Here is a 14209-nt window from a genome sequence, read left to right on the forward strand (position 1 = left end):
ACGGTTATCATCAGGGGCAATGCATCCTAGTTATTTTTTAGAGGCATAAATTATCCAGCTGTAGTCAATATTATCCAAAGTGATGCCGGAAGGTAGGCTTGGTATTTGAATGTTATAGCCGGCGTTTTTAAGTATGGCGGTTAGTTTATGGCTATCAACACCGTAATTAGGCCACAAATATGGGTGGCATTCTATCGCAATAAATCTTGGGTAACCGGATTCCCGCAGTAATATGTTCTTTGCGCCAAGGAGAATATCCATTTCGAATCCCTCAGTATCTATTTTTAATATATCGATTTTCTTTTCAGTAAAGATATTATCCATGGCCTGTGATTCAACCGTAAAAGATGCACCGGAGTTATTTTCCGTATGGCTGATAATGTGGCTTTCTGAAAATTCTTTATTTATTCTCAGTATAGATTTGTTGGCAGCCAGTGCGATATTCAATGGTTTAACTATGTTTAAAACTTCGTTCAATGCAATATTTTCTTTTAATACTTCGAAATTTACCGGGTTAGGCTCAAATGCTATGACTTCTCCGGATTCTCCTGTTTTTTTGGCGAGCAAAACAGCAAGGATCCCAATATATGAACCGGCATCAACTACAGTATCTCCGGGCCTTACTTCGTCTATTATCTTTTTCCACCAGGTAATCTCTTTAAGGGGCGGGTCTAAAAAGAATTCTTTGTGTCTGTTGTGAATGTATACGTGGCCTATCCCGTCTATTATCCTTACAACCTTGTTTTTAAAGGCCAACTTTAATATGGCTGCATGCAGGGGCTCGAGTTTCCTTAAGTGTGGTCTGATTCTATTCAGCCATGGCAGTCGCCTTAAGCCATGGGCGATATTCTCAAATATGATAAGTATTCTTTTCATAATGTTTATCTTAACATTCGCAAGTAATAAGTCAATGGTTATGGTATGATAAAAAGCGGCTATATTGGTTATTAAGTAAATATTAATCTTGAATAGAATTTCGCTTAGGATATAATATTAGACCTGAAGATTTAAAATATCTTGCGCCCATAGCTCAATCCCTCGGCATCTAGCCCTCGGGACTCCGCGGCAAGCAAAATTAAGCTTGCCTTGTCGTTGGATAAAGGAACTTTCGCTATGTGCGATATTGACAAAATATCTTGCGCCCATAGCTCAATTGGATAGAGCACTTGCCTACGGAGCAAGTTGTTGCTGGTTCAACTCCAGCTGGGCGCATTTAGGTTTTATCCTTCGATACATTCGCCCTGCGGGTTCATTTGCTCAGGATGGTTCGACTTGTGGTGAGCAAGCGACCCTTTGATAAGCCTAGGGGAGCGCGTCGAATCACTCCAGTTGGGCGCATTTATTTGATAATTCTGTGGGCCACAAGGCCACAATAATACCTAACGCATTTTCCTTCCTATGAACAAAATCGACGAAAACTACATGGCTGAAGCCTTGAAAGAGGCTAAAACCGCTTTCGATGAAGATGAGGTGCCGGTAGGGGCAGTCATTGTTTATCAGGGAAAGATCATCTCCCGGGGTCACAATCAGGTAGAGCGTTTAAAAGACCCAAGCGCACATGCAGAGATGCTTGCCTTGACTTCTGCCTCTAGTTATCTTGGGACAAAGTGGTTGAACGGGGCATCTTTGTATGTTACAATTGAACCTTGTAGTATGTGCGCAGGAGCACTTGTCCTGGCGCGTATAGACAGGATAATTTTCGGGGCGCAAGACCCTAAAACAGGAGCCTGCGGTTCAGTTATAAATATCTCTAATAATAAAAGATTAAACCATCATATAAAGGTAAATAATGGCATTCTGGCCAAAGAATGCGGGGAGTTATTAAGTAGCTTTTTCAAAAAGAAGAGGCAGAAATAAGTTAGTTCACAGATAACAGTTCACAGTGCACAGCATTGGGACCTGCTCTTTTCCATGAACCATGAACTATGAACTAAACTTACTTATAGATGCTAATTTTTGGAGAGGTGGCTGAGCGGCCGAAAGCAAATCACTGCTAATGATTTGGCTGGGGAAACCTGGCCCCTGGGTTCGAATCCCAGCCTCTCCGTTCTTCTTCGCTCAAACATTTTCATGTTTGAGCTACGAAGCAACGAGTTTTTCTCACATAAGCGTTTTAGTGTTTGAGTTACGAAGCAACAGCCATTTCTCTAAACAGGAGAAGAAGAATTGCTGCGAAGCCCCACCGTAATCTTAGTAAGCTATGGGCGTAGCAGAAAATAGTTATTCCAAGTAATGCACACAGTTTATGTTCTGAGAAGCAAGAATTGTCCTCAACGTTTGTACATTGGCTTGACTGAGAATTTATAAAACAGGGTGAAAGAACACAATACCGGTAAATCACGGTATAGCAAAATTTATGCTCCTTGGGATTTAGAGGTTTGCATTGATTTCAAATATAAATCTCAAGCCGTTAGCTTCGAGAAATACTTAAAATCCGGCTCTGGGTTTGCTTTTTTGAAGAGACACTTGCTGCCTGAATCTAATCCTGTCGGGTAATTAGTAAAACACATTTTAATCTATAGATTAACTTTAAACTATGTCCTACACAGTATTCGCATTAAAATGGCGGCCGTTGACATTTGATGAGATTGTCGGCCAGCAACACATAGTTTCAACCCTTAAAAGCGCAATAGAAAAAAACCGCCTTGCGCATGCCTATCTTTTCGCCGGGCCAAGGGGAGTGGGAAAGACTTCTACAGCCAGAATATTGGCAAAATCTCTAAATTGCAAAAATGGCCCGACAACCAAGCCTTGTAATACCTGCCCTTCTTGTAATGATATTACTCAAGGCAGAAGCATGAATGTTATTGAGATCGATGGTGCTTCTAATAGGGGCATAGATGAAATAAGGACCCTGAGGGAAAATGTCAAATTCGCTCCTATACAGGGAAAATATAAGATTTATATCATAGATGAAGTACATATGCTCACCACCGAAGCTTTCAACGCTCTGCTTAAAACCCTTGAGGAACCACCGGAATTCGTAAAATTTATATTTGCGACAACCCAGCCAAGCAAAGTACTTGCGACAATACTTTCCAGGTGCCAGCGTTTTGATTTTCGCAGGATAACCATGTCAGAGATCGTTGAGCAACTGGAGAAGATAACCAAGCAGGAAAAAGTCAATGTCGACAGGCAGGTCCTTTTTTCTATTGCTAAAAGCAGCGAAGGCTCATTAAGGGACGCAGAATCTATATTGGACCAGCTTGTTTCTTTTTCTGGGGAGAGCATTTCTTTGAATGATGTTATCTCAGTCTTAGGCTTGGTCGAGCAGGATATTTTATTTGAGATAACCGATATGATACTGAATAATGATGCACAAGCTGTCCTTAACCTTCTTAATAAGGTATCGGATGAGGGTAAGGACCTAACAGTCTTTTTAAATCTTTTTATTGAGCATTTCCGTAACCTGATGGTCGCAAAAGTAGCCAGGCAAGACCTTGCGTTGATTGATCTGCCGCAGGAGTTTAGCAGCAGGCTTTCTAAGCAGTCTGAAAGTTTTACCTTAAGCGAAATTTTTAGTGCCCTGAATATATTAATCAGCGCCCAGGAGATGGCCAAGAGGTTTGATTCCTTACGTATACCTCTTGAGATAGCTTTGGTGAGGCTTGCTCATGCGGGCAGCAAAGAAAAGAATACTATAAAAGAACCAGAAAAGAAGATAAAGGCTGCTGTGAATGATATGCCTTTACCGAAGGAAAAACCAATGCATGCCGTGCGGGCCAAACCTAAAGAAACACCTCCTGCTGAAGAAAACACAGTGCCTGAACCGGAATCCTATATAACTTTGGAGCGGATAAAAGACGCCTGGCAGAACATAATTGCTGAAATAGGCAAGGTTAAGATGTCGGTTGCCACTTATTTAAGCGAAGGCAGCCCTGTAAAATGCGAGAAAAATGTTTTAACGGTAAGTTTCGCCAAGAACCATCTCTTACACAAAGAGTCTCTTGAAAAGAAAGATAATAAAGACCTGGTTGAAAAGCTTATATTAGAGCTCACTAAGGCGCGTGTCAGGATTAATTTCCTGCTTTCTAAAGAAGAGCATAAACAGGAATCCCAGGAAAGCTCACCTTTCTTAAAAAATGTGCTTAATACTTTTAAGGGGAGGCTTATAAGTTAGATATGGCAAATTATACAGAGACAATCGAGAGACTTATCGAAAGGCTCACTAAACTACCCGGCATAGGCAGGCGCAGCGCAGAGCGTATTGTCGGCTATATCCTTAATAGCGCCTCTGTTGATGAAGTAAAGGTTTTGGCAGAGCTTATCAATAAAGTAAAAGAAAATGTGAAGAGCTGCCGGATCTGCAATAATTTAAGCGAAGAAGAAACATGCAGAATCTGCAAAGATGTACGCAGAAGAAAAGATTTGATCTGTATAGTTGAAAATCCCAGCGATGTGAATGCGATTGAAAAAGCGGGGAATTTTACGGGCGTCTACCATGTCCTTATGGGTTCGATTTCCCCTCTGGAGGGCAGGGGGCCTTCGGAACTTAAGATAGATAGCCTGATAAAGAGGATAAAAGAAGATAATGTTAAAGAGATAGTCATTGCTACCGATGCAGATACAGACGGGGAAACCACCGCTATGTATCTTATGAAATTGCTCAAACCTTTAGGTATTCAGATTTCCCGTATCGGAGTAGGTATACCTATGGGTTCGAATCTTGAGTATGCAGACTCTGCAACCTTAGCCAAGGCCCTGGAATCTCGCCGCACAATCTAATCCGATGATTACTATAACAAATCTTTCAAAAAGTTACGGCAAAAAGGAACTTTTTAGGAACGTTTCTTTAACCATTAACCGCGGGGAAAAAATCGGGCTTATCGGCCCTAACGGCGCGGGGAAAAGCACGCTTTTTTACCTTATCCTGAAAGAGCTTGAGCCGTCTTCCGGGGATGTGCATGTGCAGAAAAATACGCATATAGGATACCTGCCTCAAGAAGCAAGCTTTCATTCTGAGAGGACAATATTACAGGAATTGACCGAGGGGGATAAGAGGGTGTTAAGTCTGCGTAAGGAGAAAAGGGAGCTAGAAGATAAGAATGAGGCAGGTTCTCTAAGATACGGCGAAATACTGCATGCATTGGAATCATTAGGTTTTTTTGAGCTGGAGCATAAGGCAAAGAAAATACTTATGGGCCTGGGTTTTAAAGAGAAGGATTTTAACAGGCCGATAAAAGAATTAAGCGGTGGTTGGCAGATGCGCGTATTATTGGCTAATCTCCTTACCTATGCTTATGATATTTTATTACTGGATGAGCCTACGAACTATCTGGACCTGGGTGCTGCTCTTTGGTTAAAAGATTACCTGGAAGGCTTTGAGGGGACATTCATAATGATATCCCACGATAGGGATTTTCTTACGGATGTGACAAATTATACGTTGATATTAGAGAACGGAAGTATTACTAAAGTGCATGGTAATTACGAACATTATGAGCAGATAAAAAATGAAAAGCGTAAATTTTTGCTGAAGCAATTTAAGGAACAAGAAAAGAAAAAAGAACAGCTAGAGAGGTTCGTTGAGCGTTTCCATGCCCAACCGAATAAAGCCGCATCTGTCCGTGCCAAGCGCAGGGTTTTGGAGAGAATGGAAGAAGAGGCGGTAGTCTTACCGCCTGATCCGCGTGAAAGTATCGGCAGTTTTAAATTCCCCCAGGCCAGAAAAAGCGGGCATAGGGTCATCTCGTTAAAAAATATATCTAAATCATATGGTGATATCCAGGTATATAAAGATTTTGATTTTGAGATTATGCAGAATGAAAAGGCAGTACTTGCCGGCGAGAACGGTGCGGGAAAATCCACGTTATTAAAGATACTTGCAGGAGTTATAGATATTGATAACGGAGAAAGGGCTATAGGCTACAATGTAGATATAGGTTATTTTTCGCAGACCAGGATGGATGTGCTTAATCCCGAGAATACGGTTTTAGAAGAAGCATATACCGCAAGCCCAGGCTCCATGGCAGAGGAAGTGGTGCGCACTATTTTAGGAGCTTTTTTATTTACCGGAGATGATTCTGATAAAAAAGTCAAAGTATTATCAGGAGGAGAAAAGAGCAGGCTTATACTTGCCAAACTTCTAATTGACCCGCCGAATTTTCTTTTGCTTGATGAGCCTACTACTCATCTTGATGTAGATGCGGTCGATGCCTTGATAATGGCGCTTAAAGATTATGAAGGCACGCTTGTTTTTATCAGCCATGACATACATTTTGTGCGCTCTGTGGCAAATGTAGTCTTTGAGGTAAAAGATGGGAAAGTGAGGAAATTCCCCGGCAATTTTGATTATTATTTGGAGAAGAGGTCTACCGAACTAAACGTCCTTCCTGAAAAAAACATAAAACGCGATAAGAATAAAGTGGCTTTAGAAGAAGCAAGAGAACTAAAGAAACTCGAAGAAAAGAGGAAGAGAGAAGAAGAAAAGAAACGCAAATCGTATAATGATGCGATTCGTGATAAGATTACGAAGTTGGTAAAGGAAAAGCAAGAGTTGAACCTGGAAAGTTATGCTAAGTCCCGCGCTTTGTCGAATCCCAGGATATTCCGCGATGAAGAAACTGTTAAAGCATATGGCAGAAGGCTTAAAGAGATAGAAAAGCTTTTACAGGAGATAGATAAGGGAATTGAAGATTTAAAGTCACAGATTATTAGATAAGTGGCATTATAGCAACAAAAAGACCAGCAAAAAATATGCTGGTCTTTTTTAATTTGGTTCCCGTATTGGATGAGTTTCCGAACCGGTGTATGACAGAGGAGGCAGAGGAAATGGCCGGTGAATTAAACCTTACAGCCGCAATTCTTGTTGCGTAAAATTTCTATTTGTTTTTTGCGGGAATCTACAAATACAGATTGTTTTTTGATACCGCTGGCAAGAATGCGATTGAGGCTACTGTAATGATGATATCCCCTAAGTTTCATTTCATTGGTAAGCATCTTATGTCTTACATATAGAGCCGCTAATTTACCTTTCCATCTCAAGGTTTCCGGATGCCTAGAATATCCTTTTTTGTTGTTTGTTAAAATGGACCATACGGCATGCAATTCTCTATGTTCTCCCAATAGATGATTACGGCATAATTTTCTTGGTGCGATGTCCCATATTCTCATGTTTTTATAATACACAAAAACAAAACCCTCAGCAACATGTTTTGTCACAGAGGGTTAAGTTTAATTGGCTCCCCCAAGACTACGATTTTCGCAACTTTCTAGAGGAGTTCACCGAATTGCGTCTAGCCATAGGGCGGAAATTTTATTCAAATTTAAAACTATTTAGTTTATTTTCTACCTCTTCCGCCGCTTGGACATTACCTTCTTTCAAAAATAACTCTTTAGCCTTTATAAAACTGTTTCTTGCCTTGTCATATTCCTGAAAATACAAATATACGCCTCCTAGTCCAGAGTGTGCTAATGCAAAATTAGGATCTAATCTGACAGCCTCACTGAAAGAATCTTTTACCTTTTGAGGGTTAGAAAGATAATTATATACCATGCCAATATCAAAATATAGTTTCGCATTCTCAGGCTCTATCTCAGTAGCCTTATTATAATAAAATAAGCTTTTTTGATAGTCTTGTAATTCATCATAAAGTTTGCCAAGAGCAATATATGGCTCAGAAGAATTAGGGCTTAATTTAAGAGCAGTTTCAAAGTTATCCTTCGCCTCATCATATCTCCTCAGCACAGCATAAACAACACCCAGATTTTGATAGCCCTCAAAAGATTGCGGTTCAATATCAATTAAATCACGAAACTCTTTTATAGCCTCTTCATATTTTCCCTCTGCAAAATACCTTTTTCCTTCAGCAATATGTTTGCCCTTCGGAGAAGTATAGAATAATTCTGTTGCGGATCCTCCATCAATTCTGTTAATCTCATCAAAATAATAAGTGACTTCTATATCGTAACCTATATTGATCTTGACGCTTTCATTAGTTCTTTCTATTATTTTGCCTTCGATAGTCTTTCCTGAATTTAAAATAATAGTTTCAGCAAAAACATTATTCATCAAAATCAATACAAGCGTAACTAAAATAACCAATACTTTCATTTCTTATTTTTATTGCTATTATTAATCAAAATTATAGAGAATCCTCCAAGGTTTATTATAACACAGAGCATCAAAAAATCCAGCCTCTCTCGTGGGAGACAGAAAGCAAAAAGCCCAGCAAAAATATGCTGGGCTTTTCAAATTGGCTCCCCCTCTCGGCGCCGAACTTCGTTCGGCACTCCCTCACTTGCCTATGGCAAGTTCGGTCGCTCAACCTGTGCCTTTGGCACAGGTTCTTTGTATCACGCAGAGAAATAAATAAAATAGCCTCCGGTTTTACCGGAGGCTATTTTATTTAACTCCCCCTCGAGGACTCGAACCTCGGACCTGGTGGTTACACTTAACCCGAAATTACTTCCGGAAGTGGACTATCTCATCTCCATAGCACTTGCAGTAGGAGGCGGGTATATAGTCTCTGCACATTTACTTACGTATTACCGTAAGATTTAGCTCAGGATTTCCCAAAATGGGATTCCCTGAATTAGCCCGCTTTTTCAACCACGGTTTCCCGTAGAAGCTGCCCTATTGACAGCCACTCGCTCTACCGACTGAGCTAAGGGGGAATAGTATCAAATATTTTACATGAAATAATCTCTCAGTCAATACTATTTCTAGTAAGTGGTAGCCGTCTCATGTTGCGCCACTCCGCAGTCATCTACTGGCTGTAGGGATTCAAATATTTATTGATTAATCTTTTGGAAGGATTTAATTAATTGAAAAGCATACGCATTCTATATAGGGGCGGGACACTTCCTATGTATTCCATTATGGACCATAAGGATAGAAGGAAACGGTCCTCAGGATTCCAAGGCGCGGATCCGTTTCTCAATGCCCGGCATATTTTTGCTGGGCTTTTTATTTTTGGTTTTACGGTAAGAAGTTTGATTTATTGACACCCTGTGTAAAATGCATTATAAATCGTCTTTATTTAAAGCGTTTAATTTACAGAACATTAAATAGGGGGTAAAAGATGAAAATAAGATGGAAAGTAGTTCTTTTTATCCTAGTTTTCTTAGTTATTATGTTTCGTGGGTGTTTTTCTTCTTATGAAGCCGCAACAAAAAGTGATGATAAGGTTGTAGCTGCTATCCAGTCTGAATTAGACAAAGGCCGTTCTCCGGAAGAAATAAAAGTTTATTTAGAGAAAAACAAAAGAGTTTTGGATATCAGTGAAGTAGAATTTGGCGTATACGATGATAGTAATCCCAACAGGCCGCTCAGAAAGAAAAAGGTCCTTACAATTTATTCAACAATATTTTCTTGGGCAGCATTCAGTAAAGGCAGGCAGGGAGCAATGAATGTTGCTATTGATGAGGATAATAAGATCAAGAGTGTTTATTGGGTACCGATGTAAAACAGGCAATTAGATTAAGGTTTTTTACGGTCCTTTATGTCAAATATAATAGAAAAGGTTCGTTGGTTTTTTAGGTGAGAGGCCAGTTTCAAAAGCCCGACATTGATTTGTTGGGCTTTTTTGTTGCCTAATGATCACCTTCGACTTAACTTGCTTTATTAACCTCTCGTGGTAAAATAGATTAACATATCAGGTTTTCCGTATTTCTTATACGTTCGCGCTTACAAAACCGCACCTTGGAAGGTACGGATGGAGTGTGTACGCTCAGTATTTCGCTCCAAGAAACCTCAGACTTTAGCCTAATGAGCTTCATTTGTTTTGCCAACGATTAAAGGATCCTTATGAAAGAAAATCTATCCGTAGTCATTTTAGTCAAGAATGAAGAGCAAAGAATAGCTAAATGCCTTGATTCTGTGAGATGGGCTGACGAGATCATTGTGGTCGATGATGAAAGCACTGACAGGACAGTTGAAATCGCCCGTCAATATACATCAAAAGTATTTACTGACAAAAAAAAGGATATTGAAGGCAGGCATAGGAATTGGTCATATAGCCTGGCAAGAAATACCTGGGTTTTGAGCCTGGATGCAGACGAAATAGTCACTCCGGAATTGAAAGAAGAGATAATACAGGCCATAAGGAGTAACCCTGTTGAAAACGGTTTTACCATTCCGCGCAGAAACTACATAGGTAATTATTGGGTCCGTCACGGAGGTTGGTACCCCAGCCCGCAGTTAAAACTCTTTAAAAGAGATAAATTCAAACATGAAGAAGTGGAGATACATGGGCGTGCTTTTATGGATGGCCCTTGCGGCCATTTGAAATACGACATTATCCACTATTCATACCGAGATATTGAAGATCTTATCCGGAAACTCAACAATCAGACAACCTGGGAAGCTCAAAAATGGCATAGATTACATAAGCCTATGCGTTTCGGAAGGTTCTTCTACAGGAGTATTGACAGATTTATCAGGACATACATTGCCAAAAAAGGCTATAAAGACGGCTTCATGGGGTTTGTGGTTGCCTTTAACGGAGCTTTATACCAGATCGTCAGTTATTTAAAATACCGGGAAATTATATTAAATGAAAAAGAAAAAAATAAATAGCCAGAGCCCTAATTTCATAAAGGAAGTATCAGGGGTTTTAATATTAATGATATGTTTGTGCGCTCCGGTTTTTGCCTTTGCTGAAACAATTAATTTAAAATCCGGGCAAAGATTAGAAAATGTAAAAATAACGGAAAAGACTGAAGAGTATGTCAAAGTTTATAATTATAGTATTCTTGACGACGGCCAAGATGCAGGTTTTGTCATTACTTACAAAACAAGTGAAATCGACAGCATAGAGCCGGATAAAAGCTATAGAAAACATTCTGTGGTATTAAATAAGATAGTCCTCAAATCTGGCGATGTAAAAATGGGGGTAATAGCAGATGCGAATCAAGATAATATAAAATTAGAAGATGCCGAAGGCTCCTCAATGATTTATCCTTGGGATGATATTGATACTATAGATGGCAGGCAAGCAGGAGATTTAAAATCCAGTTTAAAACTTTAAATCCAATAAATCCGCCATGGCAAAAAAGCTCCAATTTATTATGGTATGGTTCCTCCCGCTTATTGTAATAGGCGGGTTTTTTTATCCATTACTGGGATACCTGGTAGTAGCGATGATGGCTTTCTTTTTAACGCTGTCGTTTTTTAAAGGCCGGTATTGGTGCTGGCACCTTTGCCCCAGGGGAGCCTTTTTAGATATTATTATCTCAAAACTTAGCTTCAATAGGCCGTTACCAGGGATTTTTCTCAAGCAATGGTTCCGCTGGCTTATATTTTTCTTGTTTCTCAGTTTTTTAGCATTCCGTGTAACCAAGGCAGGCGCAAGCTTAATTGCTATAGGGATAATCTTCATTATAACTTGCCTAGTTACAACAATTATCTCGGTCATATTAGGTATTTCACTAAAACACAGAAGTTGGTGCGCTATTTGCCCAATGGGGACTCTCCAGGAAAAGATCGGCAAAATACATCAGTTCAAAGTAAAGAGCCAGCCTAAATAATGAAACCAGCACCTCGTTTGATCTTTCAGCTTTCTTAATTCCACTTGTTTATAAAACTTTAATGATTATAATATAAATAAAAGGGAAAATTTATACGTTCGCGGCCACAAACCCGCACCTTTCAAGTTGCGGATGGAGTGTGTACGCTCAGTATTTCGCTCCAAGAAACCTCGGGCTTTAACCCAAGGAGCTTCATTTGTAATCCTTTGTTTATCAGGTAGTTAGATAGGGACGATTTTAATCAATCATGAAGATAGCTCTTGTTAATCTATTTTATAAACACGCAATGCCATGTCCTCCGCATGGAATCTTAAGCTTGATCAGTTTTTTAAATAAAGAATTTGGGGACAAAATAAAAGTCAGGTATTTTGATGAGTTGCCCGGGGTGGATATTAAAAAGGCGGTTATGGGGTTTAACCCCGAGTTTATAGGGATATCTTCTTTTACTCGTACCATAAACAGGGCCTATGAACTGGCGGATTATTTTAGAAAAAAGACTGATAGTATTGTGGCGTTGGGAGGGTTGCATCCTAGCATTCTGCCAGAAGAGAGCGCAAAATATGCAGATTATGTTATTGTGGGTGAGGGTGAAAAGGGGCTGGCAAGTTTAATTGGGAGTATCCTGGAAGGGAAGAGGCATCCTGGGCAACTGATATTCTCTGAGGCAATAGAGAACTTAGATTCTTTGCCGCAGTTTCCCTGGGATGTGCTAGACAGAGATTACTATTCAGAAAGTAGCCAGTATACAATGGAGCATTTTGGCCTTCAGAAGAGCGATAAATACGTTGCTCTTTTGACTTCCCGGGGGTGCCCTTATAGGTGTATGTTTTGTTATTCAAGTAAATCGCCCACAAGAGTACGCTATTTTTCTTCAGAGAGGATAATATCTGATATCGAATATTTCCTGGAAGAGTGGAAAGTGAATTATTTCATTTTTAGTGATGATGATTTTTTATCTAATAAGGAAAGATTAAACCAATTCTGCAAATTAATTGATAAGAAAGGGCTGCAATTTAAATGGGGTTGCCAGGCTAACGTGGATAGCGTTGAGCCCGAAACATTAAGATTGATAAAGCAGCATGGGTGTGAAATCATTGCCTATGGGTTTGAGAGTGGTTCCCAAAAAATATTAAATTTCTTAAAAGGCAGAAGGGCAGATATCAGAGATAACAAATACGCTATTCATATTACTAAAAAAGCAGGCATTAAGGTATTTGGTTATATAATGCTTGGTGTCCCTACCGAAACGCTCATGGATCTTTTTAAGACATTTTATTTTACACTGTTTAGCCCAATTGATATTATATCGCCAGGCAGGATCGTAGTCTATCCCGGAACAAAACTATGGGATTGGTGCGTTGAGAAAAATATTTTTAATGAGTCCGAGATTGACTTCACTAAGCCTTATAAGTATATTTATTTAAATAATAAATATGTCCCTGAGAAATTCTTTGGGATGTTATATTATGGATTTCATAGGTTGGCAATTCCGGTTAAATGTCTGCTGCAGAGGAAGTTTGTTTTTGCTAAAACTTGGCGCACGGTCATAAATAAAGATAGAAAGAAAGAATAAAGATAATTAGTTTATTGTTTTTGCGTAGGCCAATTTAATAGGAGAGAGGATGGAGCACGTTATTCACGAGGAGAGGCGGCTAAGTTTTTTTGAAAGGTATCTTACCGGATGGGTTATCCTTTGTATCGGGCTCGGGATAGCACTCGGTAAATTATTCCCGCAGGTATCAATTAAGCTTGACCAATTCTCTATTTTTCAGGTTTCTATACCTATCGCCGTGTGCCTGTTTTTTATGATGTATCCGATCATGGTCAAAATTGATTTTGCTGAGGTCATTAAGGCAGGCAAGGCACCCAAGCCCGTAATCATTACGCTCGTAGTGAACTGGTGTATAAAGCCATTTACCATGTTTGCAATCGCATGGCTGTTCCTGGGATTATTGTTCAAAGGTTGGCTTCCGGGCATGGAAACTGTAAAAGGGGGCGCACAGGTAGAATTGTTTAGGTCCTATATAGCTGGTTGTATTTTGCTCGGTATAGCGCCTTGTACGGCTATGGTTTTAATCTGGGGGCATCTGGCTAAAGGAAACGATGGGCATACTTTGGTGATGGTTGCTGTTAATTCGCTGACTATGTTGTTTCTTTATGCTCCTTTGGGCGGATGGTTACTGGGTGTGAACAAAATGCCTATACCATGGCAGACAATAGTATTATCAGTGGTAATCTATGTCGGCTTGCCTTTATTGCTGGGTTATTATTCAAGAAAATGGTTAATTGCAAGGAGGGGATTTAAATGGTTTGAGGAGAGATTCCTGCATTATTTGACTCCCGTATCAATATGCGCGCTGCTCCTTACGCTTATTTTGCTTTTTTCATTTAAAGGCGAATTGATTATCAACCAGCCGCAGATTATTATTTTGATTGCGATCCCGCTTTTTATCCAGACTTGCCTTATTTTCGGCATAACATACGCTATTGCAAGGTGGCTGAAATTATCTTATAGAGATGCAGCCCCTTCTGCGCTTGTGGGTGCAAGCAACCATTTTGAAGTTGCTATTGCGACTTCCACGGTACTCTTCGGCTTATCTTCAGGGGCATCTTTGGCGACTGTAGTCGGGGTTTTAATCGAAGTCCCGGTCATGCTTATGCTGGTAAAGATATGCCTGCGCACAAGGCATTTATTCGGTAAATGATGATTTTCTTCCAGCGTTTCTTTTATGCGGCTATT

13 protein-coding genes and 2 tRNA genes are annotated in these 14209 nt (G+C 39.9%); 12 read left to right on the plus strand and 3 right to left on the minus strand.

Going from position 1 to position 14209, the window contains the following annotated elements; genetic code table 11:
- Positions 1–30: 30 nt before the first annotated feature.
- Positions 31–876, minus strand: a complete 846-nt coding sequence (locus C4533_06090; protein RJP28039.1) for an FkbM family methyltransferase — start codon at positions 874–876, stop codon at positions 31–33.
- Between the two features lie 262 nt (positions 877–1138).
- Between C4533_06090 and C4533_06095 the strand changes: the two genes are divergently transcribed.
- From C4533_06095 to C4533_06120, 6 genes are all read left to right on the plus strand, one after another.
- Positions 1139–1212 (plus strand) — tRNA-Arg (locus C4533_06095).
- A gap of 186 nt (positions 1213–1398) precedes the next feature.
- Complete coding sequence (locus C4533_06100) at positions 1399–1857, plus strand: nucleoside deaminase (protein RJP28040.1); 459 nt, start codon at positions 1399–1401, stop codon at positions 1855–1857.
- Positions 1858–1958: 101 nt separating this feature from the next.
- Positions 1959–2047 (plus strand) — tRNA-Ser (locus tag C4533_06105).
- A 489-nt stretch (positions 2048–2536) separates the two neighbouring features.
- Complete coding sequence (gene dnaX / locus C4533_06110; protein RJP28041.1) at positions 2537–4120, plus strand: DNA polymerase III subunit gamma/tau; 1584 nt, start codon at positions 2537–2539, stop codon at positions 4118–4120.
- Positions 4121–4122: 2 nt separating this feature from the next.
- Positions 4123–4725, plus strand: a complete 603-nt coding sequence (gene recR / locus C4533_06115; GenBank protein RJP28042.1) for a recombination protein RecR — start codon at positions 4123–4125, stop codon at positions 4723–4725.
- Between the two features lie 4 nt (positions 4726–4729).
- Positions 4730–6661, plus strand: a complete 1932-nt coding sequence (locus C4533_06120; protein ID RJP28043.1) for an ABC transporter ATP-binding protein — start codon at positions 4730–4732, stop codon at positions 6659–6661.
- Positions 6662–6783: 122 nt separating this feature from the next.
- Here the strand turns inward: C4533_06120 and C4533_06125 are convergent, their stop codons facing one another.
- A complete protein-coding gene (locus C4533_06125; GenBank protein ID RJP28263.1) occupies positions 6784–7113 on the minus strand; it encodes a pyrimidine dimer DNA glycosylase in 330 nt (109 codons plus the stop codon).
- 142 nt (positions 7114–7255) lie between these two features.
- Positions 7256–8053 carry a tetratricopeptide repeat protein gene (locus C4533_06130; GenBank protein RJP28044.1) on the minus strand — a complete coding sequence of 266 codons (798 nt, stop codon included), beginning with the start codon at positions 8051–8053 and terminating at the stop codon, positions 7256–7258.
- A gap of 970 nt (positions 8054–9023) precedes the next feature.
- Here C4533_06130 and C4533_06135 point away from each other — a divergent pair.
- The 6 genes from C4533_06135 to arsB all read left to right on the plus strand — a co-directional run bounded on the left by C4533_06135 (position 9024) and on the right by arsB (position 14174).
- Positions 9024–9407, plus strand: a complete 384-nt coding sequence (locus C4533_06135; protein RJP28045.1) for a hypothetical protein — start codon at positions 9024–9026, stop codon at positions 9405–9407.
- Positions 9408–9748: 341 nt separating this feature from the next.
- Entirely contained in the window at positions 9749–10519 is a 771-nt protein-coding gene (locus C4533_06140) for a glycosyltransferase family 2 protein (GenBank protein ID RJP28046.1), read from the plus strand.
- A complete protein-coding gene (locus C4533_06145; protein ID RJP28047.1) occupies positions 10497–10970 on the plus strand; it encodes a hypothetical protein in 474 nt (157 codons plus the stop codon). The genes C4533_06140 and C4533_06145 overlap by 23 nt, the downstream gene beginning before the upstream one ends.
- Positions 10971–10986: 16 nt before the next feature.
- Positions 10987–11469: a 4Fe-4S binding protein gene (locus tag C4533_06150; GenBank protein RJP28048.1), complete on the plus strand. Its 483-nt coding sequence runs from the start codon at positions 10987–10989 to the stop codon at positions 11467–11469.
- A 247-nt stretch (positions 11470–11716) separates the two neighbouring features.
- Complete coding sequence (locus C4533_06155; protein ID RJP28049.1) at positions 11717–13042, plus strand: radical SAM protein; 1326 nt, start codon at positions 11717–11719, stop codon at positions 13040–13042.
- A 49-nt stretch (positions 13043–13091) separates the two neighbouring features.
- The gene (gene arsB / locus C4533_06160; protein RJP28050.1) at positions 13092–14174 is read left to right on the plus strand and encodes an arsenical-resistance protein; all 1083 of its coding nucleotides are present in this window, start codon (positions 13092–13094) and stop codon (positions 14172–14174) included.
- Positions 14175–14209 lie beyond the last annotated feature (35 nt).

Source organism: Candidatus Omnitrophota bacterium, assembly GCA_003598025.1.
Classification (GTDB): Bacteria; Omnitrophota; Gorgyraeia; order Gygaellales; family Profunditerraquicolaceae; genus Profunditerraquicola.